This is a genomic window from Synergistaceae bacterium, from assembly GCA_031272035.1.
Lineage (GTDB): Bacteria > Synergistota > Synergistia > Synergistales > Aminobacteriaceae > JAISSA01.
Genome location: JAISUO010000001.1, coordinates 1 through 22,539, shown reverse-complemented (window position 1 = coordinate 22,539; position 22,539 = coordinate 1). Strand labels below are relative to the sequence as shown.

Sequence of the window (22,539 nt, the reverse complement as noted above, 5' to 3'; positions counted from 1 at the left end):
TCGGGCAGCGTCATGACGCTTCCGCAGTAAGCGCAGGTTCCGTAATGCCGTGACCCGTCAACCTCCATATCGCCGCCGCACATCTTGCACTTGAGCACGGTCATGAGCAAAAATCCCTTTCAAATACTTTATTTGCGTGAAAGACAAGACAACTGGTGCATAGTTCAGCACGGATCGCCACGGATCGCTTTAATCGACGTTTTTCTGATGCGAGATTTATTCGCGCCCAATTCGTATATTTCAGGCCCTTTATTGTGTCAAATGGTACATATACTTTCCATGCTGCCTTCATCAACCTCTAAAAACAACAAAAACCTACTCATTACAGTAGGCTTTTAGTTCTACGAAGCTCATCCTCAAAATCGCTAAGAACACTGCTCAGATATTGGCGGTCCCAGCGGGATTCGAACCCGCGTCGCAGCCTTGAAAGGGCTGTGTCCTGGGCCCCTGGACGATGGGACCGCTCCTCCGAAAAACGATGGTGAGCCGTGAGGGACTCGAACCCTCGACACCCGGATTAAAAGTCCGGTGCTCTACCGGCTGAGCTAACGGCTCAGGCAAAACAAGCGGCATTATACCACAGATTTTTTAAAAACAACCCCTTTTAAAAGGTACCTCGTAAAATAAAACTTATAACCCCGTATTTTTTACGGTCATTGCATAGTGGTCTCATGCGAGGGAAAAGTCACCTCCACGGTTGTCCCCTTCCCTTTTTCCGAATGAATGGACCAGGCGCCTCCCAGACTTTCTGCGCGCTGCTGCATCCCCGCAAGGCCCCGTTTACCGATGGAACGAAGGTCTTCCGGCTTCATTCCGTCGCCGTCAAAACCCGTCCCGTTGTCGCGAAGCAGGAACACGAGGGCCCCTGTTTTCGCATCTCTCCGGATGGAAAGATCGATTCGCGTCGCGTGTCCATGACGGACGGCGTTGGAAACCCCCTCCTGAAAAATGCGAAGGAAGGCCAGAGTTCTTTCCTGGGAAATATCGATCTCCGCCGAGTCCATGTCCACGTCGATGGCAATGTCGTGCTGACGCACAAGGCGGGCCGCCTCCTCTTCCATGCAGCGGGCCAGCCCCAGCGAAATCCAGGGAGGGACGAGGGAGTCGCAGATTCCCCGCAGGTCCCTGACCACGTTTTGCGCGGCCTCTTCCGCCAGCGCCAGCTGCCCGCGAACGTCTCTGCCGGCCGGCGCCGGAGACGATTCATTGTTGTCCGAAGCCCTTGCGTCCAAAGAAAACAATGCCATCTGAACGCGCTGCATCAGCGCCGCCACCACCTGAATGGGGCCATCGTGAATTTCCCGGGCCAGCCGTTCGCGCTCGTCCTCCTGGGCCTTCACCACGTCGCTCACGTAGCGCCGTTCGAGTTCCGTCTTTCTCACTGCTTCCCGGGCAAGTTCTCCGATGGCGTCGCGAAGCAGGACGATTTCTTCGAGCTGAATTCCCAGGACCTGCCCCTCCTTCGGGGAGAAAGCCGGAACCTCCTGTCCCCATACGAAGGTTCGAAGCCCGAAGGCAAGGGCGCGCAGAGGGCGTATCAAAACCATGCGCAGCAAAAGCAGAACCGCCAGGCAAAAAAGCGCCACGAGCATCGTCTCTCTGAGAAAACGTCCCATAATCAGGCCGCTGCCCCCCGTCCAGCTGAACATCGTCACCGCTCCGATAACCACGATGTCCGAATCCTTCGTGGGCCAGACGCAAATACACCAGGCCATCTCCTGTCCGTTCACCGTCAGGGTTTCCTGTCGCGCCGTTTCCATCTCCGGATTCCGGAGGTAAAATTCCGGCAGAATTTCCGCACAGGAGGAACCGGCAATGAACGTTCCATCCCTCCGGAGATAGGCCAGCATACCGGGCAGAAATTTGTCCCGGCTCTCCCAGGGTCTCCTCCGTTCTTCTCCGCTCTCCCCACCCTTTGTTTTATCCGTTCCAACTCCGTCACTTCCGCTTTGAGAGTCCGGCCCCCGCAGGATTCGTTCATAGCCCCGATCGCTCAGGAGCTCCAGAAAATCCCTCATGCGCACATCGTCCCGCTCGGTGAAGCGCATCGCAGCGTACCGGGAAAGCTGGCTGACGTAGCGGGTGGAAATTTCCAGCGCTCTCTTCTGCTGCTCCATCATAATCACAGCGGAACGAATCAGCAGCAGAAGAACGGGAACGATCACCAGAATGAACAGAACGTTCAGAAGCCTGCGATTTCTGCGCCGTCCCCGCTCCATCAGGAATGAGCCTCCAGAGACGTGTCCGCCAGAAGCTCCTCCAGGGTGATCAGGCCAAACTTCAGGGCCACCAGAAGGGCTTCGCTCTTGCTGCGGCAGTTGAATTTAGAATAAATAGAGGTCAGGTGCGCCTGGACGGTGCGCTCCGTGATGCCCAGCCTCACGGCGGAATCTTTGATGGAAAAGCCCCGGGACGCCAGCAGCAGAACCTCCCTTTCCCGGGCGGTCAGGGGTTCGGGAACGGCGTCCCTGTCCTTCAGCACGTCGCCGAGCTGAGAATCCAGGTACAGACGCCCCTGCATCACCTGCGTCACGGCCACGTCCAGCTCACGGACGGCGGTGGTCTTGAGGACGAACCCCAAAGCGCCCGCCATCAGCGACGCCATGACATAAGGCTGCGCGCTGAAAGACGTCAGCATGATCGCCCGGGTCGGAAGCCCCTGCGAGCGGATTTTTTGCACGACGGCAATCCCGTCCATATCGGGCATTTGGATGTCGAGCAGGACAATATCCGGCCTCAGGCGCTCTGTCGCCTCCCAGGCCTCCTGTCCGTTTTCGACCTCCGCAACCAGTTCGTAACCGGGGTTGTTTCGAATCCACTCCGCCAGGCCGGAACGAGTCAGCGGATGATCGTCGGCAATGAGGATACTTATCGACACGAAAACATTCCTCCCTTCCGAAGCAGATTTCCTGCACCGGATTTCCCCTGTCGGGGTATCTTTCGGACAATCGCACATATTATATCGGGTATAAACGCGATATTTGAGCCGATAATGAGGAAACGTTTCCAGTTATATCGTTTGAAACGATGACAAAAGACAGCCGCTGGACGGCGGAAGAATAAAAATGTAAGATGTGTGCGTATAAACAGGTGATTTGTAACACCAAAGGACAAAAAGGAGGCATAGTATTGGACCACGTTGAAACCGTTACCCTTTCTTCGAAATTTCAGATCCTCATCCCTAAAAGAACACGTGAAGCCGTCGGTCTGAATTCCGGCGAAAAGCTGAAAATATTTGTGCACGATGGGCGGATCGAACTGGTTCCTGTAAAACCCATGAGGTCTTTCAGGGGGATTGCGAAAGGGATCGACGCTTCTATAGAGCGAGATGACGACAGATTATGAGATGCAACGTCGTGGATTCATGCGGCTGGCTCGCATACTTCACCGACAGCGAAAACGCGGACTTCTTCGCGCCGGCTGTGGAAGACACGGACTCTCTGATAGTACCTTCGATCTGTGTTGCGGAGGTGTTCAAAGTCATTGTGAGGGAAAAAGGCAAAGATACGGCGTTATTAGTTGTTTCGGCCATGAATCAGGGCCGCGTGCGCGATTTGGACATGACAATCGCTCTCCAGGCCGCTAAGTTGGGCTTGTTTTATAAACTGCCACTGGCTGACAGCGTTGTTTACGCGACCGCGAAAGCTGAAGGCGCTGTTGTCTGGACTCAGGACAAACACTTCAAACACCTTGACGATGTATGTTTCCCGGGCGATGCCGAAGACAACCCGCGATGAAAAAGGATATACTGTAATCATGTCGGTTCTGATACTATTCTGAAATATTAAAGGGGTGGAAGAAAATGAAAAAGAGCAGATCTTTGGCAGTTGCAGTGACAGTCTTTCTGTTTATGGCGTCGGTTTTGTTTTTCTCCGTCGATGCGGAAGCGGCAACGACCCGATCGAGAAAAAAGAGCTCCACATCTTCAAACACTACCGGTGTGGTGCGGATTTACGACGGACAGAACTACGAAGGCAACGGACAGCTTCTCCCTGTGGGGAAATACCTGGCGAACAACATTCGCATTGGCAACGATCGATTGAGCTCGGTCCGAATCGCCAGCGGGTACAAAGTGACGCTGTTTACGGACAACAATTTCAATGGCCGGCAACTGGTTCTTACGAAAGACACGCCGCGGTTGGGGCCGGATTTCGAGAACAAAGTTTCCTCTATCATTGTCGAGCGCCTGCAGGGCCAGCAGACCCGGAAGACCCAACAGAACCGGGCGCGTCCCGACAATAAAAACCGTGAAAAAGAACCGGACAAAGACCGCAATAAAGACCAGAACAACCGGCAACCGGCCGGTCCGGATCGCGAAAAGAAGCTTCGCTGAACGCGAATCTCCCGCTTGAAGGCAAATTCACCCTCCCGCGCCTTCGGATTTTCGACATCTCAGTTTAAACAGCTTTAAACAGTAAATCTTAAATTTTATAATCGACGCGTCGGCAATCTCCTGCTGACGCGTTATAATATTCTATATTTTTGGACGGATTCCGTTCTGACCTGACGCCTTCTGAGGGAGGGATATTTCATGTTAAGGCGAGCCTGTTTTCTTTCGCTGATGCTTTTATATTTTTCCTTTGTCCTGGCCCCTGTGTTTTTGATGGTCCTCGGATCCTTCGGGGAAAAATGGTTCGGCACGCTTCTGCCGACGGGCTTCACCCTGACATGGTACAGGCAGCTGTTCGGCAAGGCCATGTACGTTCGGGCCATGACCATGAGCCTCTGGGTGGGCGCTCTCACGGTTCTGGTGAACGGAGCTCTCTCGCTTCTGACCGTCTACGCGATTCACGTGCTGGACAATCGCCGGCTGCGGGCAATTTTCGACTTCTGCCTGCTGCTTCCCATCGCGGTTCCTCCCGTCGTCATGGGGCTCGGGATGATACAGGCCTTCAACTGGAAGGGGTTCTCGCTGGTGGGGACCTGGCAGCTTCTGCTGGGCGCTCACGTGGTTTACACCCTCCCCTTCATGATGCGGCCCGTCATGGCCAATATCGAGATGATCCGGTGGAACGTTCTGGAGGACGCCTGCGTCTCTCTCGGCGCTTCTCTCGGCACAACGGTGCGTCGGGTGCTCCTCCCCAACCTGCTTCCCGGAATGATTTCGGGGGCGCTGATGACCTTCGCCATGTCTTTGGGGGAATTTCAGCTCGCCGTCATGGTTTCGGGCTCCAGCACCCAAACGTTTCCCGTGGTTCTGTACCAGGCGTTTTACGTCAGCACGGGGTTCGCCTGCGCGGCGACAACCCTTTTGGTCCTCACCAGCCTCATGGCTCTGGTGGGGCTGGTGTTGCTGGGGCGTTCCTTCTCCGGCGAAATCTCCCTGGGAGGTTAATTTTATGCCAAAACTGGAAGAACGTGTGTCACGAAAACGTATCGTCAGCGTCATCGGAACCTCCACGGCGTCGCCGGAGCTCTACGAGCTGGCCCGGGAAACGGGTCGTCTGCTGGCCGAACGGGACTGTATCGTCGTCTGCGGCGGACGGGGAGGCGTCATGGAGGGAGTCTGCCGGGGCGTACATGAAAAAGGCGGCCTCTCCATCGGCCTGCTGCCTGAGTCCCTTTCCGAGGCCAACCCCTGGGTGGGGATTCCTCTGGTCACCGGACTGGGCGAGGTGCGCAACGTGGCGGTGGTTTCCGCCGGAGAGTCGATCATCTCCATCGGCGGCGCTTACGGAACTCTTTCCGAACTGGGGTTCGCCATGCGGCAGGGCAAGCGGGTGATCGGCCTGAATACGTGGGAAATTCGAGACGAGCAGGGGCACAAAACCTCCATGCTCCAGGTCTCCTCTCCGGAGGAAGCCGTGGCCGCGGCGCTGGAGGAGGAGCCCTCATGACGGCCGCAGGCGCATCGAACGCCGCCGCCTTCGGCGTCGAACTGGTCGGAGTGAGCAAAAAATATGGAGCCCGCTTCGCCGTGCGGGATGTTTCCCTTCAGGTGCAGGAGGGAGAATTTCTCTCCGTGGTGGGCCCCTCGGGCTGCGGCAAAACCACCCTGCTGCGTCTGATCGCGGGGTTTACCGTTCCGGACTCCGGCGAGGTGAGAATCGGCGGACAGCCCATGAACGACGTGCCCGTTCGGGAGCGCAGGGTGGGCATCGTTTTTCAAAATTACGCGCTTTTTCCCAATATGAATATTTTCGAAAACGTGGCCTTCGGAATGAGAGTTCAGAAAAAGCCGGAGGAGTTCATCAAAAAAAGGGTGACCGAACTTCTGAAAATGACGGAGATGGGCGACCGCGCCGACGCCTGGCCCAGACAGCTCTCCGGGGGGCAGCAGCAGCGGGTGGCGCTGGCCCGCGCTCTGGCCATCGAACCTCGGGTTCTCCTGCTGGACGAACCCCTCTCCGCCCTGGACGCGAAGGTTCGCAACTCTCTCCGGTTCGAAATCCGGCGTATCCAGAGGGAAAGCAACATCACCATGGTTTACGTGACCCACGACCAGGAGGAGGCCCTTTCCGTTTCGGACCGGGTGGGTCTCATGCGAGGCGGCGCGCTGGAGCAGCTCGGGACGCCTTTTGAGCTTTACGGGACTCCCCGTTCGCTGTTCGCAGCGGATTTCATCGGAGTGAACAACATCTTTCACGGACACTGCGACGGAGCGGGGCACTTTACCTGGAGCGGCGGCACCTTTTCCGTAGCGGGAGACTATCCCGCCGGTCCGTCTCTGATGATGGTGCGTCCCGAACGCCTCTGTCCCCTGGACAATGAGCCGGTTCAGGGAGAAACCAACCTCATTGAGGGGACCATCCTGGGCAGAGTGTTCCTGGGCCCCATCAGCCGGATTGCCTTTTCCTCCGGCGGCGTCACCCTTCTGATGGACGTTTTGAACACCTCCGGCTTCGCCCTGAAGGGAGGAGACCACCTGAAGGCGCAATTTTCTCCGGAGGAGGCCCATGTCCTGCCCGACACCGATAATAATTCATAAAAATAATAGTCGATGACTGTAAGGAGGTATTTTTCATGAATGAAGTATATGAATTTCTGAAAAAATGTGGCGTCTACTATCTGGCCACGGTGGAAGGGGATCAACCGAAGGTTCGTCCTTTCGGAACCGTGGATATTTTCGAGGGGAAACTCTACATTCAGACCGGCAAAAGCAAACCCGTTTCGAAGCAGATGACCGCCAATCCCAAAGTGGAAATCAGCGCCTTCGACGGAGAAAGGTGGATTCGTCTGGAGGCTCTGGCTCAGGAGGACGACAGGCGCGAGGCAAGGCAGCACATGCTGGACGCCTGGCCCACGCTGAAGGACCGGTACTCGGCGGACGACGGCAACACCCAGGTTCTGTTCCTCAAAAACGCCGTGGCGACTTTTTTCTCCTTCACGGGAGAGCCAAAAACTATAAAATTCTAAAATTAAGAGAAAGTATTTCGACTGAAACAGAACAATGACACTCTTCGAAACTCTGAAAAAAGAGTTCAGACTGCTTTTTCTCGTTTGCGCGGCATTTGGGCTCATGGCCGCGGCGAGTTACATCTACGTCAGCATCGTCATGAAAAAACAGGTCGTCCTCTACAGCCACAGGGAGATGCAGGTGTACCGGATGGCCATAAAAGAGCTCATTCTGGCCCACGAGGCCGCCCTCACCCACGCGGCGGCCTCCGTTCGAAGGGAGATCCGGTTCGGCGCCAGCCCCGAAAAGCTGCAGGCGCTCCTGAAGATGTGGACGGAGGTTTTCAGGAGCCAGCCGGACATGAAGGATTTTTTCGTCTCCGTGTACGGCTACCTGAACGGCAACTATCTGGACGGGACAAGCTGGATACCCGGAGAATTTTACTCCCCAAAAACGGCGCCCTGGCTTCGGGGAGCCGTCATCCAAAACGGAATCTTCCACTCGAAGCCCTACATGGATCCCCGGGACGGAAAAGTGGTGAGCGCCCTTTCCATGGTGGTGTTCGACGAAAAGGGGGAGAGCCTGGGGGTCATCGCCATTGACTACCTTCTCAACCCCATCGTGGAGCTGGTGCGGGCCTATAAGATCGCGGACACCGGTTACGGCGTGCTCCTCGACGGCTCCTTCAACATCCTCACCTGCCCGGAGGGACAGTACATCGGAAAACCCATAAACGAACTGCCCGGATACGAGGGTATGGACGAAAAAATCAAACAAATCGACGGGGGCGTGCTGGTGGAAAACATCGTCAGCTCCGGCATGAACAACATCGTCTTTTTCAGCAGGCTGGAAAATGGCTGGTACCTGGGGCTGGCCGCCCCGCTGCAGTACTTTTACAGGGAAGTTTTCAGCATCATGCCGGTCATCGGGGCCCTGGCGGCGATCCTGTCCCTCACCCTCTGCTACACGCTGTACCGGCTGGACGCGGCGAAACTTCGATCCGAAGAAGAAAGCCGCGCAAAATCCTCCTTCCTGGCCCGTATGAGCCACGAGATTCGAACTCCCCTCAACGCCGTGCTGGGCCTGTCGGAAATCGAGCTTCAAAACGGCATCTCCGGAGAAACCCCCGGAAATCTGGAAAAAATTCACTCCTCCGGGACGACGCTTCTCCACATCATCAACGACATTCTCGACATCTCGAAAATCGAGTCCGGAAAATTTTCGGTTCTTCCCGCATCCTACGAGTTCGCCGACATGTTGAGCGACGCGGTCAACCTCAACCTGGTGCGGATTGGCGGCAAAGAAATCGACTTTCAGCTCACACTGGACTCCGCGATCCCCTGCGGACTTTACGGCGACGAAACCCGGGTGAAGCAAATTCTGAACAACCTGCTCTCCAACGCCTTCAAATACACCGACAAAGGTTCCGTGAGACTGTCCATATCCTGTGTCCGGCAGGACGAGGACGCCTGGCTGACCTTCGTGGTCAGCGACACCGGACGAGGAATGCGAAAAGAAGATCTGGGGAAACTCTTCACGGAATACTGGCAGTTTGGCATGTCAGGAAATCGCAGCATCGAAGGCATCGGCCTGGGGCTTTCCATCTGCCGGAGCCTGGTGGAAATGATGGACGGGACCATCCAGGTCGAGAGCGAATTTGGCGTGGGTTCCACCTTCACGGTGACGTTCAGGCAGCAGATCACCGACGGGACTCCCCTCGATCAGGAAACCATAAATAACCTCAGGAAGTTCCGCTTCATCGACCAGGAGCGGAACAAAACAGCCGCCCTGTCCCGTTCCTATATGCCTTACGCCTCCGTCCTGGTGGTGGACGACGTTCCCACGAACCTGGACGTGGTTCGGGGGCTGCTCCGACCCTACGGTCTGCGGGTGGACTGCGTCACCAGCGGAAAAGAGGCCATCGAGGCGATTCGAAAAAAAGAGGTCCGTTACGACCTGGTGTTCATGGACCACATGATGCCGGAAATGGACGGCATCGAAGCCGCTCGAATCATCCGCGGGGAAATCGGAACGGAGTACGCGAAAACGGTGCCGATGATCATGCTGACGGCCAACGCGGTCCGCGGCAACGAGGAAATGTTCCTTGCCTCCGGCTTCAACGCCTACATCTCCAAACCCGTGGACGTGATTCAGCTCGACCGGGAGCTCAACCGCTGGATTCGGGACAAACAGAAAAAGGAAACCCTGGAACTGGCCGAAAAAATGAAGCAGAAATCCCCGCAAAAGGGGAATATTTCAAAACCCGCCCTGCTGTCCGGCTTTCAGGTGGAAGGCGCGAACCTTCAGGAGGGCGTGCGCTATTACGGCGACGAGGAAACCTATATCGACATTCTGCGTTCCTGGGTGCTGCACACGCCCAAACTTCTGGAGCAGCTGCGACGCGTCGACGGGGACGATCTGGCGCAATACCTGGTGGCGGTTCACGCGCTGAAGGGAAGCAGTTATGGAATTCGAGCGGAGAAGGTCGGAGACCTGGCGGGAAAACTGGAGTCGGCGGCGAGAAACGGAGATATTGCCGCGGTTCTGGCCGGCAACGGTTCCCTGCTGGAGACGACGGAAACGCTGATCGCCGATTTGACCGGTATTCTGGACTCTCTGACCGCTCAGACTCCGAAAAAAACCAGGCTTCGGGAACCCGACCGGATCCTTCTGCAAAAAATGAAAGAAGCCTCGGAACATTTCCGTACTCATGTCATGGAGAGCCTGCTGAAGGAGTTCGAAGATCACGACTACGATTCCGGAGGAGAGCTCGTCGCCGGGCTGCGCCACAAGGTGGACAATCTGGAGTACCACGACATCGCCCGCGACCTGGAGGTCTGGCTGAAGAACGACTGACTCCCGATAGTATAATATATACTTCCTGCGGAGCACGAGTCACGCGGAAAGGATCGTTGGCTTTTGATCGACATAAAAGGACTTCAACTGGCCTTCGGAGAGAAGGTCATTTTCAGCGGCGTGGACTGGCTGATCCCGGAGCGGGCCCGGGTGGGCCTCGTGGGGGACAACGGAGCGGGCAAAACCACCCTGCTGCGTATCCTGACGGGAGAAATGGAACCGGACGGCGGCACGCTGGAGCGCTCGAAAAATTTGACCGTGGGCTATCTGCCACAGGACCTGGTGGACCTGGAAGACCTGCCGGTGCTGGACTATCTGAAGCGACGCGCAGGACTGGCGGATGTCGAGAAAAAACTGCGGGAGACGGAACACGCGCTGTCGGAAACGGAAGCCCTTTCGGACACTCTGGATTCGCTTTTGAACGCCCATCAGCGCCTGGAATATCAGTTCGAGCGGCTGGGAGGGTTCGAGTTCGACGCCGCGGCCCGGAAGGTTCTTCGAGGTCTGGGGTTTGCCGTGACGGACGCGGACCGAAGCTGCTCCGAGTTTTCCGGAGGATGGAAGATGCGCGTGGCGCTGGCGGCGCTCCTTCTGACGCGCCCTGACGTGCTGCTCCTGGACGAACCCACCAACCACCTGGACACGGAGAGCATGGAGTGGCTGGAGGCCTGGCTGCGGGATTATCGCGGAGCCATGGTGGCCGTATCCCACGACCGGCGTTTTCTGGACGACATGACGGAGCAGATCGCGGAGCTGGACAGAGGCCGGCTTACCTTCTACCCCTGGAACTACGAACGCTACCTGATCGAGAAGGCCAACGCCAGGGAACGGCTGGAAAAGGCCATCGCGGACCAGAAAGACCGCGTCGGGCAGATCGAGCGATTCATCTCCCGTTTCCGTTACAAATCTTCGAAGGCGGCCCAGGTGCAGAGCCGCCTCCGGCAGCTCGAAAAAATCGAAATCCTCAGACTGGACGATCCCTCCCGGACGGTTCATTTCCGCATCCCGGAGGCGCCGGAGAGCGGGTGGGAGACTCTGAGGGCGAAGGGACTTTCGAAGACCTACGGCTCTCACGAAATTTTCAGCGACGTGGATTTCACGATAAACCGGGGGGAACGGGTGGCGCTGGTGGGGGTCAACGGCGCGGGAAAATCCACTCTGCTGCGTCTGCTGAGCGGAATCGAGGAACCCACGAAAGGCAGCGTGCGCCTGGGGCACAACGTGAAACGCGCCTTCTACTCTCAGGAAAGCGCCCAGAACGTGAACTATGCCCATACGGTTTGGGAGGAAGCCCGGGAAACCCCCTCGAAGCTGAACGAGGCCGACCGGCGAAGCCTGCTGGGGGCCTTTCTCTTCTCAGGAGAGGACATCCATAAACCGGTGTCCGTCCTTTCAGGAGGAGAAAAAGCCCGACTGGCCCTGTTCAGGCTGATGCTCACGGAATCCAATTTCCTCATTCTGGACGAGCCCACCAACCACCTGGACCTCAATACGAAGGACCTGTTTCAGAGGGCCCTGCTTCAGTACGCCGGAACCCTGCTGATCGTGTCCCACGACCGACATTTTCTGGACAACCTGGCGGAGCGCATCCTTGAAATACGAAATGGACGCCTCTGGGATTATCCGGGAAACTATTCCTGGTTCCTGGAAAAACGGGAGGAAATTCTGGCCCGGCAGGCCGAGGCGGACAGCCCGGAGAAAAAAAACTCCATCCGGAATTCCACCCGGAGTTCCATCCAGAGTTCCAGCCGGCGGACGCGGGAGCAGAAAAAGCAGGACGCGGAAGAACGAGAGCGTTTTCTGGAGGGGCGGCGCGCCCTCAAAAAGGACCTGACGTCTCTGGAAGAGCGCATCGAAAAGGCGGAGAGCAGGCGCGGCGAAATCGACGGACTTCTCTGCAATCCGGAGGTTCTGGCCGATTCCGGGCAGGTCCGGCTTCTGATGATGGAGCGCGGCGAACTGGAGCAAACTCTGAGGGCGAATTACGAACGGTGGGAAAATCTGACACTGCGTCTTGAAACGTAATGCCGGGGGTATAATGAGCGGGAGGTTTTCATTCCAGACTGTTTGAGAACAGGAGCATCCCTGCATTCAGTATGGATTCCGGAGGAGTAAAATGCACGAACTTTCAATGGCGGAAGCGGTCAATAACACAATAAAGGAACTCTGTGAGCGATCCGGCTGGTCGCGGGTGCGGCGCGTCGTTCTGAAGGTGGGGCGTTTGCGTCAGGTGGATCCCGAACTTCTGGCTTTCGCCTTCGGGGTCGTGGTGCGGGGAACCCCCTCGGAAGGGGCTGAACTTTCCGTCATGGAGCTGCCCACGGTCTTCCGATGCAACGCCTGCGGGAGAAAAATCACCAGCGAAGGAACGGCTTTCATCTGCATGAACTGCGGCAGCACGGACGTGGACCTTCTTTCCGGCATGGAACTGACCATCGAATCCATGGAAGTGGACCAGCAGACCCCCGAGCGGTGAAACGGACCGTCTCCGGCAAAATATCGCGTGTGAAAATTGAATGTGAAAATCAAACTTAAAATACAACACTTGAAAATTCAGGAAAGGGTTTGTGGACGATGACTGAAGTTGTCACGATACAGCAGGCCGTGCTGGCGGAGGATGAAAAATACGCCTCCCGCGTGCGGCGGCTCATGGAGGATAAAGGAATCGCGGTATTCAATATTATCGGCTCTCCCGGCTGCGGCAAGACGACGCTCCTGGAAACGATGGCGGAGAAAAAGGACCTTCCCTTCTCCTTCGCGGTGATTGAGGGGGACATCGAAACCGCACGGGATGCGGAGCGCCTGGCCTCCAAAGGGATTCAGGCCCTGCAGATCAACACCCGGGGCGGCTGCCATCTGGAGGCCCACGTGGTGGAGAAGGCCGTTTCCTCGCTGAACCTGGAGGGTGTGGACGTGCTTTTCGTGGAGAACGTGGGAAATCTGGTGTGCCCGGCGGAGTTCGACATCGGAGAGGACTTCAAAATCGCCGTGTCCAGCACGCCGGAGGGGGCGGACAAACCCCTGAAGTACCCCCTGCTTTTCGTTCAGTCGGGGGCCGTGCTGTTGACCAAAATCGACCTCCTGCCCTTCGTGCGTTTCGACAAAGAGATGTTTCTGCGGGATCTCCGGACTCTGAACCCGAAGGCCCCTCTTATGGAGCTGGACCTCGCCTCCGGCAGAGGACTGGACGCGTGGATTTCCTTCATCGTTGAAAAAATACAGGAAAAACGGGCGGGGAAAACCCGGGTGAAGGCGACCTCCTCTCATGTCGTCTGAGGAAATTCTGGCAAAGCTGTCCCCTCTCCAGAGAGAGGCCGTAACCTGCGTGGACAGGCCCCTGCTGGTACTGGCCGGCGCGGGCAGCGGCAAAACGAGGGTGCTGACCTGCCGGGCAGCCTGGCTGATCGCCGAAGGACACGCGGCGCCCTGGCAGATTATGGCGGTCACCTTCACCAACAAGGCGGCGGGTGAGATGCGGGAGCGCGTTTCCACTCTGGTCCGGGAGGGGGCCGACGAAGTGCAGGTCAGCACGTTCCACGCCTTCGGACTGCGATTTCTGTTTCGCAACCGGGAGGAAGCGGAGCAGCTGGCTCAGATCCGGCCTGGTTTTGCCGTCTTCGACCGGGCGGACAGCCGGGGTCTGGTGAAGCAGATTCTTGAGGGGGCGAAAATCAGCACAAAGGACGTGGAACCGGCGGCGGTGCTGGACGCCATCTCCCGGGAAAAAGCCGCCTGGACCCCTGGCCCTCGGGTTTCCACTCTGGAGGGACTCTACCTGGACGTTTTTCAGCAATACGAAAAACTGCTGCGGGAACGCAACGCCGTGGATTTCGACGACCTGCTGATCGCTCCGCTTCGCATGATGGCGGCGGATAAATCCCTGCAGGCCAGAGAACAGAAGCGCATCAAATGGCTCATGGTCGACGAGTATCAGGACGTGAACAGGCCTCAGTACACGCTCCTGCACTGCCTGGTGGGAGAGGACTGCAAAATCATGGTGGTGGGAGACCCCGATCAGTCCATCTACGGCTGGCGGGGGGCTGACGTGAACATGATCCTGAATTTCGAGCACGATTTCCGGCCAAAAGACGGCGGCCGCGTCAGGGTGGTTGTGCTGGACGAGAACTACCGGTCCAGCGGAAACATCCTCGGCGCCGCCAACTCCCTGATCCGCAACAACTCCCTCCGCAGGGAGAAAAATCTGAAAACGGCCCGGGGAGCGGGAGAGCGGGTTTATACCCTGCTGGCCAACAGCGACTTTCAGGAGGCGGATTTCGTCGCGGCGGAAATCCAGCGTCTGCGCCTGGATAACGGCTATGAATACGGCGACGTGGCGATCCTGTACCGCCAGAACGCCATGAGCCGCATTTACGAGCAGAGACTTCTGGAGACGGGCATCCCCTACCGGGTGGTTCGGGGCACGGCCTTCTACGAGCGTAAGGAGGTCCGCGACGTTCTGGCCATTTTGAAACTGGCGGTGAATCCCGGAGACCTGAACGCTTTTGAACGAGTGGCGGGCCTGATGGTGAAAGGGCTGGGGCCCAAAAAAATGGCGGACTTCGTCTTTTGGGCGGAAACCGTCTCCCGAGATCCGGAAATTTTCTGGAAAACCCTGGCGGAGAAGGGCTGTCCCCTCAAAGGACAGGTGGGAGAATCCCTGTCCGCGCTGGGGGAAAAGATGACGACGCTCCTGAAGGTTTCGGGAGACATCGGAGCGGCCATCGACCACATCCTGGAGACGATGGGATATGAGGAACTGCTGCGGACGAAAAACCCGGAGGACTGGGAGGACCGTATCGACAACGTCATGGAATTGCGCTCCATCGTGCCCGCTGGGGGCGACCTGGCCCAGGCGCTGGCGGAGGCCGCCCTTTTCACCGACGCCGATAAAAACGATCCCGACGAGCGAAGGGTGGTGAACCTCCTGACTCTCCACGCGGCCAAGGGGTTGGAGTTTCCCGTGGTCTTCCTGACGGGGCTGGAAGAGGAAATTTTCCCCAACTACCGGGCCCTGGAAAATCCCGACCAGATGGAAGAAGAGCGCCGGCTGTGCTACGTGGGGATGACCCGGGCCGAAGAACGCCTCTACCTGACCGCCGTGCGCAGCCGACGTCTTTATGGAGTCACCTGGGAAAGGGGTTTTTCCCGTTTTCTGTTCGAGATTTCCGATCAGTACAAATCTGTAGACGACCGCGGAGGTGAAAGACGCCGTGAAGAACGATACGGTTATGGCGGTTACCGGCGAACCCGGGGCTGGTAAATCCACGGTATCCCGCCTGTTCGAAGAGCTTGGGGGGTTCCTGATCGACGCCGACCGGATCGTGGCCGGGCTGTGGAGGTCCCCGGAGATTATCGACGCCGCTTTTCAGCGATGGGGAAAGGACGTCATGGACGAAGAAGGACATATCCGTCACGCCTCCGTGGCGAAAATTATCTTCTCCGACCGCGGGGAATACGCCTGGGTCACGGCCCTGCTTCATCCTCTGGTTCGGAAGGAAATCCAGAGCCGGATTGCCCAACCGGACAGAAAAAAAACCTGGACCATCGTTGAAATTCCGCTCCTGTTCGAAAGCGGCGCGCCCTCCTGGGTGACGGTGAAGGTGTTTGTCACGGCCTCCCGGGCCGTTCGGCTGGAGCGATGCCGGAGCCGGGGCTGGAGCGATGCCGATCTGGCGGAAAGGGAAAGTTTTTTCATGGACAGCGAAAAACGCATGGCTCTTTCGGATTTCGTCATTCGCAACGAGGGATCCCTGGAGGCGCTGAAAACTCTGGTGGAAGAGGTCTGTGCAAAATGCACCTGATCACAAGCCATCTCAACACGGATTTCGACTCCCTGGCCAGTATGGTCGCGATCCAAAAACTCTATCCCGACGCGGTGATCTGCCCTCCAGGGGCCCTGAGCCGCCGCGTTCGGGATTTTTTGAACCGTTACGGGCACATCTGGTCTATCGCGAAACCCGGTAAAATTCCCCTCGAACAGGTTACGCTGATGGTGGTGGTGGATACCCGTTCCCGGACGCGCATCGGCCCCTTCGCCGCGCTGGCGGGACGTCAGGAGGTGGAGGTCCACATCTACGATCATCATCCCCCCACGGTGGACGACATCCCGGCCTCCGTCATGCGCTGCGAACCCCTGGGGGCGGCCACGACCCTGATCGCAGAGCGGCTGATCCGGGAGCGGAAAAGCATATCGCCCGAGGAAGCCACCCTTTTCGCCACAGGAATTTACGACGACACGGGAGCCCTGACCTACGAAGCCACCACCGACCGGGATATTGCCGTGCTGGGCCGTCTGCGTCAGATGGGAGCGGATCTGTCCACGATTCTGTCCCGGGTGGAGGCCGCCGTTCCGGCCAATGAACGCCGCCTTCTGGACTCCCTCGTGGAAAACGCCCGGGAAAGCTACGTCAACGGAGCAAAGGTCGTCCTGGCCTGGGGGGAATCGGAGGAATACATCGAGGGCCTGTCGATTTTCGTCCACAAGCTGAGGGACTATTACGATTCCCACGTGACCCTCGCCGCCGTTCGCTGCGGGAAAAAGACGGTGCTCATCGCCCGCAGCGCCCCCAACGTCCTGAACGTGCAGCAGTTTCTGGCTCCATACGGAGGCAATGGACACGCTCAGGCGGGATCGGCCACCCTTCAGGGTAAAGACCCGAGAGAACTGCTGACGGAACTGGAATGCAAACTGCCCGAGGCAATCCCCTCGTTCATCATCGTCAAAAGCGTCATGACCTCCCCCGTGCTGGCGGTGGACCCCGATGCCCGCGTAGGCGAGGCCTACCGGACGATGCTGCGTTTCGGCCATCAGGCTTTGCCCGTGGCGCGGGATGGAGAGGTGCTGGGAATGATGTCCCGCCGGGATCTGGACAAGGCCTACCTGCACGGTTTCGACAGAGCCCTGATTCGGGACTTCATGACGGAAGGGGTCATCGCCATCTCCGCCGAGGCATCGCTGAACGAAGCCCATCGCATGATGGCCACCTATGGATTCGAACGTCTGCCCGTGCTGGATCAGGGACGTCTCATCGGCATCCTGACCCGGGCAGATCTGGTTCGGGCCCTCTATCAAACCTGGCGTCCCGGCGAAAGAGACACGGGCAGCGCCTTTTTGTGGATGGAAGGCATAACGGAATTTATGGAGGCCTCCTTCTCCCCCGAGGTTTTGAGCCTGCTGCGCCGAATCGGAGAAAAGGCGGAATCTCTCAACATGCGGGCCTATATCGTGGGGGGCGCGGTGCGGGATATTCTGATGGGAAACAGGAACATCGACTTCGACCTCTGCGTGGAAGGAGACGCCGAAACCCTGGTGAACGCCTGGAAGGAGCCGGGCTGCCGCTGCGTGGTCCACGGACGCTACAAAACCGGAACCATCACCTTTCCCAACGGCGTGAAGGTGGACATCGCCACGACCCGACGGGAATTTTACGAATACGCCGCGGCCATGCCGGAAGTCAGCAGCGACTCCTTAAAGCAGGACCTGGCGCGGCGGGACTTCAGAATCAACGCCATGGCCGTATCCCTCAGCAGCAACGACTGGGGGACTCTGACGGACTTCTACGACGGACGCCGGGACCTCCGGGAAGGGATCCTGCGTATTCTGCACAACCTCAGTTTTGTGGAGGACCCCACCCGAATCCTGAGAGGGATTCGACTGGAACAGCGCCTGAACCTGACCTTCGAGGACAACACCCTGCGTCTTCTGCAAAGCGCGGTCAAGGGCGGCCTTCTGCAAAAACTCACCGACGTCCGGGTGCGCACCGAACTGCAAATTCACTTCAAAGAAAAACGCCCCCTGAAAATAGCGGCGCGGATGCAGGAACTGAGCATATGGGAGTCTCTTTTTCCCGGATTCCGGTTCGGAGGCACGGCCAAAAAGAGAATGTCGCGTCTGCAGCGGCTTATTTCCGCTTCCGCCGGTCTGAACCTCTGGTCCCAGGACCACGAGTGGCTGGTGTACATGGCAACGCTCTTTTCGGACTCCCCCCTGAACGTGCAGTCCGCCGCCATGAACCGGCTGAACCTCTCCGTCGGCGAACGCGAAATCATCACCGGCTGTCTCGCCGCTCTGCCCCCGACGGAGCAGTTTTTCGTCACGAAGAAGACTCATCAGAACTCGGAAGTTTATCTTTTTTTGAAAAACTATGACACCATTTCCCTGCTGTACTGCGCGGCCGCGACGAAACGACGCCAGGTCCGGCGGTGGATTGTACGGCACGTGATCTCCTTCCTGCCCATGAAGGGAGAACTGACCGGCAGGGACATGCTGAACATGGGATACCGTCCCGGCCCCTGGATCGGCGAACTTCTGGAACAGATCCGCCTTGAGCGCATGGACGGAAAGGTTCGTACCCGAGACGAGGAAATGTGGTATATGAGAGAAAATATGCTGCGAAACTGACATTAATATTAAAGGAGAACAAACATGGGATTTTTGCGCAGCCTAAGCAGCCCTGATGGACTGCGAATGCTTTTGCTGACCCTGCCCGCCGTTTTATGGGCCATTTCATTCCACGAATTTTGCCACGGTTACGCCGCCAAGCTGGTGGGAGATCCGACCGCGGAACGGCAGGGACGTCTGTCGCTGAACCCTCTGGCGCATTTCGACCTGGTGGGAACGCTTCTGCTTCTGTTCGTCGGATTCGGATGGGCCAAACCCGTCCCCATCAACACCCGTTATTTCAGACACCCCCAGCGGGACATCATCCTCGTCTCTCTGGCGGGAATAGCCGGCAACATCCTCACAGCCATCGTCTGCGTTCTGTTTCTGCGAATTTTTGGCGCCGGCTGGCTTTCCCTGACGGGAGAGTCGGGCTTCATCGTCATTCTGAGGATGATTTCCATCAACATGGGGCTCGCCACCTTCAACCTGATCCCCATCCCTCCCCTGGACGGCTCGAAGGTTCTTTACGCCTTCATGCCCTTCCGCTTCACCCAATACTATTACTGGCTGGAACGATACGGCATGTTCATTCTGCTCTTTCTGCTGTTCACGGGAGCCATCGACCTGTTCTTTACGCCGATTTCCCGACTGCTTTGGAGCCTTTTGCCTCTGGGCAACCTGGGTTTCCTGCGTTATTATCTCTGAAAATTTAACAAAGATATTTTGAAAAAAAGGATGTCACAAACAAAAAATGAAGATTTTAATCTCCAATGACGACGGTATCTGCGCGCCGGGAATTGTCCTGTTGTCCAACGACCTGGCCGCCCGCGGACATACCGTGACCGTAGTCGCTCCGGATCGGGCTCGAAGCGGCGCGGGACATTCCATCACCACGGAATATTGTCTTTTCCTTCGAAAAGGCCCCTTCCCCGGCTACGACGAGTCGGTCCGGACCTTCATGTGCAATGGGACGCCGGCGGACTGCGTCATGGCCGGACTTCACCTGGCCGAACCGGAGGCTGACCTGGTTCTGGCCGGGATCAACAGAGGTTCCAACCTGGGCTGTGACGTTTACTATTCCGGAACGGTGGGGGCAGCCCGGGAGGCCTATTTCGAAAACCGCCGGGCCATCGCCGTTTCCCTGTACCTCGGACCTGGCCGGCAGGATCGATCCTCTCCCCGAACCGAGCACTACGAAACCGCCGTCGCCGCCGTCGGCGTTCTGCTGGACCATCCGGGCATCTTCCCCCTTCCGGAGGGCCCGACGTGCCTGAACGTCAACGTTCCAAACCTTCCTCCGCCGGAGGTCCGGGGCTTCCGCGCGACGTTCACGGGCCGACGCCGCTACGAAAACCGCATTCGAACCACTCCGGCCCCCAACGGAGAAGAATATTTCTGGGTGACCGGCAGCCCCGTGGACCGGGGAGAAGAGGAGGGCAGCGACGTAAAGGCCATCAAAGAGGGATTCATCACCCTGACCTTTTTACGCCACGACGAAACCGACTGGGACCTCAATGAACATCTCGACTCTGAAAAACTTCAAAAAATAAAACTTGGGTAAGTTTTAGAAGCATAGTTGATTTTTGTTCATCTTGCAGGTATAATAGCCCCAATCACAAAGGAGTTTCTCAAATCACGTCAACTCCCGTGATTGGGGTTTGCCTCGTCAGTTTCAGCTCTTATATGAGAATTCGTGTTGGAGGATGGATCATGGTGCAGAAGAAAGGGAAAGTCGTTCTCGCCTACAGCGGAGGACTGGATACGTCTGTAGCGGTTGTTTGGCTGACGGAGCAGGGATACGACGTCATCACGATGACAGCGGATGTGGGACAGGAGGTTATCGACCTCGAAGCGGCGAAAAACAAGGCATTGCACAGCGGCGCGGTGAAGGCTTACATTTTCGACCTGAAAAAAACCTTTGTCGAGAACTACGTCTGGCCGTCACTGAAGGCAAACGGCATGTATCAGGGAACCTACCCCCTCACCTCGGCGCTCTCCCGTCCGCTGATCGCGAAAACTCTGGTGGACATCGCGAACCGGGACGGCGCGGTGGCGGTTGCTCACGGCTGCACCGGCAAGGGACAGGATCAGGTGCGCATAGAGGTTTGCGCCACGGCCCTCAATCCGAAGCTGGAGGTTTTGGCGCCGGTGCGGGACTGGCATTTCAGCCGGGAAGCGGAGATGGAGTACGCTCTGAAGCACGGGATTCCGGTCAAAGCGACGACGGCCTCCCCCTACAGCATCGACGAAAACCTGTGGGGACGTTCCATCGAATGCGGCCTTCTGGAGGACCCTTGGAACGAACCGCCGGAGGATGCGTACGAACTGACCATGAACCCCATAACAGGGCCTGACACTCCCGATTATGCGGAAATAACCTTTGAAAAAGGTCTTCCCGTCGCGCTGAACGGAGAGCGGATGGACGGCGTGAAGCTCATTCTCACCCTCAACAAGCTGGCCGGCAAACACGGTGTCGGACGGGTCGACATGGTCGAGGACCGTCTCGTGGGGTTCAAGAGCCGCGAAGTTTACGAATGCCCCGCCCCCATCACCCTGATCGCCGCTCATCGGGCCCTCGAAACTCTGACTCTGGATAAAAGGGTTCTCGCCGCCAAGAAAGAGCTGGAAGTGAAGTTCGGCGAGCTGACTTACGAAGGATACTGGTTCTCTCCCCTGAAGGAGGCCATCTCCGCCTTCGTCAACGAGACCCAGCAGTACGTCAACGGCACGGTCAAGGTGCGTCTTTTCAGGGGACAGGCCGTCGTTCGCGGCATGAAAGCGGGAAAGAGCATTTATCGTCATGACCTCGCGACCTATTCCGAGGGAGACGCCTTCGACCACTCGGCCGCCGTGGGCTTCATCAAGATCTGGGGTCTGCCCGTCAGAACCTGGACATCGACCTTCCCCAGCCAGGAAAAGGCCGAAATTCCCATCGAGACCTAGCGTTTCGATGCAGGCCCGAAGTGTAATGTAACATCAACAAATAAAACAGGCACAAACAGAACAGCTTCGAAACATAAAAGAAGCCGGAATCGTCCCAGGCGAGACCGGCTTTTTTCGCGGTTACAGAGATTTTTGCAGAACCATTATTTCCTGAACCATGGTGTTCCATCAACTCTGAAGGCCCGTTTTGATCTCAGCAATTTTATGCGTCTGACTTTGCGGCGAGGGCTTTAGCCGCCAGATTTCTTATGCGCTCGTCCTCGTCATGAAGGGCGGCAGTGAGCAGCACTTCGTAATTTTTATGCCCCGTGTTCCGCAGGGCGGAGAGCGCGTTGCGTTTCCATTTCCACAGGTCTTTCGCTTCGATGTACCAGAATTTGGCGGTGAACAACTCACGAAGACAGGCGTAGTCCATCGTCACGATTTTTTCCAGGGAAATGAACTCGCTCAGTTCTTCGAGGCCGGGAAATTCTTTCTCCCCCGACCGTTGATCTTTGTTGAAAGGGCAGACGTCCTGACAGACATCACAGCCATATATCCAGCTTCCGATCTGCGGAGCATATTTTTCGAACATTCCGTTATCCGGCGCCTTGTTGGTCAGAAAGGAGGCGCAGGCGACTCCGCAGGTCGCGTAAGGTTCGGCGAGGGCCCCGACAGGACAGTGTTTCACACACAGATTGCAGTTGTCGGAACAGGGCTTATGAGTCGATGTGCAGGTATATTCCATTTCTTTATCCACCAGAAAAGCCACCAGCGCGTACCAGGATCCATGATCCCCGTAGAAAAAGTTATTTCTGCGGATCGTCCCGATTCCCGACGCGAAAGCCGCCCAACGGCAGGAGGTGATTCCGTAGTCGTGACTCGACGCTACGCGCAGCCCAAGGTCTTCCGCCATATAACGCTCGAAAGCCGTCCGCGCACGGTACCCGTCGGAATTGGAGTCATGTCTCTCGTCAAAAAGATAGTGCGTTCCCACAAGTCCGGCAAGTCCTTCAGGAATTCGATAAACGCCCTGACGCCA

At 57.3% G+C, this 22,539-nt stretch carries 20 protein-coding genes and 2 tRNA genes; 17 read left to right on the top strand and 5 right to left on the bottom strand.

Translation table 11 applies throughout. The features are described from left to right. Nucleotides 1-386: 386 nt before the first annotated feature. The 4 genes from LBR61_00110 to LBR61_00095 form a co-directional block, all read right to left on the bottom strand. Nucleotides 387-462 (bottom strand) — tRNA-Glu (locus LBR61_00110). 17 nt (nt 463-479) lie between these two features. After that, nucleotides 480-555: transfer RNA gene (locus LBR61_00105), tRNA-Lys, on the bottom strand. 98 nt (nt 556-653) lie between these two features. Further along, nucleotides 654-2,219: a sensor histidine kinase gene (locus LBR61_00100; protein ID MDR1730474.1), complete on the bottom strand. Its 1,566-nt coding sequence runs from the start codon at nt 2,217-2,219 to the stop codon at nt 654-656. Beyond that, on the bottom strand, nt 2,219-2,878 hold the full coding sequence (locus LBR61_00095; protein MDR1730473.1) for a response regulator transcription factor: 660 nt from the start codon (nt 2,876-2,878) through the stop codon (nt 2,219-2,221). Before LBR61_00095 ends, LBR61_00100 begins: the two co-directional genes overlap by 1 nt. 251 nt (nt 2,879-3,129) lie before the next feature. Here LBR61_00095 and LBR61_00090 point away from each other — a divergent pair, with 251 nt between their 5' ends. The 17 genes from LBR61_00090 (at nt 3,130) to LBR61_00010 (ending at nt 21,518) form a co-directional block, all read left to right on the top strand. After that, entirely contained in the window at nt 3,130-3,345 is a 216-nt protein-coding gene (locus tag LBR61_00090) for an AbrB/MazE/SpoVT family DNA-binding domain-containing protein (GenBank protein ID MDR1730472.1), read from the top strand. Next, nucleotides 3,342-3,737 (top strand): type II toxin-antitoxin system VapC family toxin, encoded by a 396-nt coding sequence (locus LBR61_00085; GenBank protein MDR1730471.1) that lies wholly within the window; start codon nt 3,342-3,344, stop codon nt 3,735-3,737. Before LBR61_00090 ends, LBR61_00085 begins: the two co-directional genes overlap by 4 nt. A gap of 65 nt (nt 3,738-3,802) precedes the next feature. Further along, nucleotides 3,803-4,333, top strand: coding sequence for a hypothetical protein (locus LBR61_00080; GenBank protein ID MDR1730470.1), 531 nt, complete (start codon nt 3,803-3,805; stop codon nt 4,331-4,333). Nucleotides 4,334-4,531: 198 nt separating this feature from the next. Then, nucleotides 4,532-5,335, top strand: coding sequence for an ABC transporter permease (locus LBR61_00075; GenBank protein ID MDR1730469.1), 804 nt, complete (start codon nt 4,532-4,534; stop codon nt 5,333-5,335). Between the two features lie 4 nt (nt 5,336-5,339). Continuing rightward, a complete protein-coding gene (locus tag LBR61_00070) occupies nt 5,340-5,837 on the top strand; it encodes a TIGR00725 family protein (protein ID MDR1730468.1) in 498 nt (165 codons plus the stop codon). Beyond that, the gene (locus LBR61_00065) at nt 5,834-6,928 is read left to right on the top strand and encodes an ABC transporter ATP-binding protein (GenBank protein ID MDR1730467.1); all 1,095 of its coding nucleotides are present in this window, start codon (nt 5,834-5,836) and stop codon (nt 6,926-6,928) included. Before LBR61_00070 ends, LBR61_00065 begins: the two co-directional genes overlap by 4 nt. Before the next feature lie 35 nt (nt 6,929-6,963). Beyond that, complete coding sequence (locus tag LBR61_00060) at nt 6,964-7,356, top strand: pyridoxamine 5'-phosphate oxidase family protein (protein ID MDR1730466.1); 393 nt, start codon at nt 6,964-6,966, stop codon at nt 7,354-7,356. A 34-nt stretch (nt 7,357-7,390) separates the two neighbouring features. After that, nucleotides 7,391-10,192 (top strand): response regulator, encoded by a 2,802-nt coding sequence (locus LBR61_00055; GenBank protein MDR1730465.1) that lies wholly within the window; start codon nt 7,391-7,393, stop codon nt 10,190-10,192. A 63-nt stretch (nt 10,193-10,255) separates the two neighbouring features. Beyond that, a complete protein-coding gene (locus LBR61_00050) occupies nt 10,256-12,217 on the top strand; it encodes an ABC-F family ATP-binding cassette domain-containing protein (protein ID MDR1730464.1) in 1,962 nt (653 codons plus the stop codon). Nucleotides 12,218-12,308: 91 nt separating this feature from the next. After that, nucleotides 12,309-12,668: a hydrogenase maturation nickel metallochaperone HypA gene (locus tag LBR61_00045; GenBank protein MDR1730463.1), complete on the top strand. Its 360-nt coding sequence runs from the start codon at nt 12,309-12,311 to the stop codon at nt 12,666-12,668. A gap of 98 nt (nt 12,669-12,766) precedes the next feature. Beyond that, the gene (gene hypB / locus LBR61_00040; GenBank protein MDR1730462.1) at nt 12,767-13,468 is read left to right on the top strand and encodes a hydrogenase nickel incorporation protein HypB; all 702 of its coding nucleotides are present in this window, start codon (nt 12,767-12,769) and stop codon (nt 13,466-13,468) included. Next, complete coding sequence (locus LBR61_00035) at nt 13,458-15,452, top strand: UvrD-helicase domain-containing protein (GenBank protein MDR1730461.1); 1,995 nt, start codon at nt 13,458-13,460, stop codon at nt 15,450-15,452. The genes hypB and LBR61_00035 overlap by 11 nt, the downstream gene beginning before the upstream one ends. Beyond that, the gene (coaE, locus tag LBR61_00030; GenBank protein MDR1730460.1) at nt 15,403-15,993 is read left to right on the top strand and encodes a dephospho-CoA kinase; all 591 of its coding nucleotides are present in this window, start codon (nt 15,403-15,405) and stop codon (nt 15,991-15,993) included. The genes LBR61_00035 and coaE overlap by 50 nt, the downstream gene beginning before the upstream one ends. Beyond that, complete coding sequence (locus LBR61_00025) at nt 15,984-18,593, top strand: CBS domain-containing protein (GenBank protein ID MDR1730459.1); 2,610 nt, start codon at nt 15,984-15,986, stop codon at nt 18,591-18,593. The genes coaE and LBR61_00025 overlap by 10 nt, the downstream gene beginning before the upstream one ends. Before the next feature lie 24 nt (nt 18,594-18,617). After that, nucleotides 18,618-19,280, top strand: a complete 663-nt coding sequence (locus LBR61_00020; GenBank protein ID MDR1730458.1) for a site-2 protease family protein — start codon at nt 18,618-18,620, stop codon at nt 19,278-19,280. A gap of 46 nt (nt 19,281-19,326) precedes the next feature. Continuing rightward, nucleotides 19,327-20,136, top strand: a complete 810-nt coding sequence (gene surE / locus LBR61_00015; protein ID MDR1730457.1) for a 5'/3'-nucleotidase SurE — start codon at nt 19,327-19,329, stop codon at nt 20,134-20,136. Nucleotides 20,137-20,285: 149 nt separating this feature from the next. Continuing rightward, entirely contained in the window at nt 20,286-21,518 is a 1,233-nt protein-coding gene (locus LBR61_00010) for an argininosuccinate synthase (GenBank protein ID MDR1730456.1), read from the top strand. 202 nt (nt 21,519-21,720) lie between these two features. Here LBR61_00010 and LBR61_00005 read toward each other — a convergent pair. Further along, on the bottom strand, nt 21,721-22,539 hold an 819-nt coding region (locus LBR61_00005), incomplete at its 5' end, for a hypothetical protein (protein MDR1730455.1).

What these genes read in the sequence shown, in the direction of transcription:
- LBR61_00100 (MDR1730474.1), bottom strand. Translation starts at nt 2,219, where the DNA reads ATGGAGCGGGGACGGCGCAGAAATCGCAGGCTTCTGAACGTTCTGTTC.
- LBR61_00085 (MDR1730471.1), top strand. Translation starts at nt 3,342, where the DNA reads ATGAGATGCAACGTCGTGGATTCATGCGGCTGGCTCGCATACTTCACC.
- LBR61_00080 (MDR1730470.1), top strand. Translation starts at nt 3,803, where the DNA reads ATGAAAAAGAGCAGATCTTTGGCAGTTGCAGTGACAGTCTTTCTGTTT.
- LBR61_00075 (MDR1730469.1), top strand. Translation starts at nt 4,532, where the DNA reads ATGTTAAGGCGAGCCTGTTTTCTTTCGCTGATGCTTTTATATTTTTCC.
- LBR61_00070 (MDR1730468.1), top strand. Translation starts at nt 5,340, where the DNA reads ATGCCAAAACTGGAAGAACGTGTGTCACGAAAACGTATCGTCAGCGTC.
- LBR61_00065 (MDR1730467.1), top strand. Translation starts at nt 5,834, where the DNA reads ATGACGGCCGCAGGCGCATCGAACGCCGCCGCCTTCGGCGTCGAACTG.
- LBR61_00060 (MDR1730466.1), top strand. Translation starts at nt 6,964, where the DNA reads ATGAATGAAGTATATGAATTTCTGAAAAAATGTGGCGTCTACTATCTG.
- LBR61_00055 (MDR1730465.1), top strand. Translation starts at nt 7,391, where the DNA reads ATGACACTCTTCGAAACTCTGAAAAAAGAGTTCAGACTGCTTTTTCTC.
- LBR61_00045 (MDR1730463.1), top strand. Translation starts at nt 12,309, where the DNA reads ATGCACGAACTTTCAATGGCGGAAGCGGTCAATAACACAATAAAGGAA.
- hypB (MDR1730462.1), top strand. Translation starts at nt 12,767, where the DNA reads ATGACTGAAGTTGTCACGATACAGCAGGCCGTGCTGGCGGAGGATGAA.
- LBR61_00035 (MDR1730461.1), top strand. Translation starts at nt 13,458, where the DNA reads ATGTCGTCTGAGGAAATTCTGGCAAAGCTGTCCCCTCTCCAGAGAGAG.
- LBR61_00025 (MDR1730459.1), top strand. Translation starts at nt 15,984, where the DNA reads ATGCACCTGATCACAAGCCATCTCAACACGGATTTCGACTCCCTGGCC.
- LBR61_00020 (MDR1730458.1), top strand. Translation starts at nt 18,618, where the DNA reads ATGGGATTTTTGCGCAGCCTAAGCAGCCCTGATGGACTGCGAATGCTT.
- surE (MDR1730457.1), top strand. Translation starts at nt 19,327, where the DNA reads ATGAAGATTTTAATCTCCAATGACGACGGTATCTGCGCGCCGGGAATT.
- LBR61_00010 (MDR1730456.1), top strand. Translation starts at nt 20,286, where the DNA reads ATGGTGCAGAAGAAAGGGAAAGTCGTTCTCGCCTACAGCGGAGGACTG.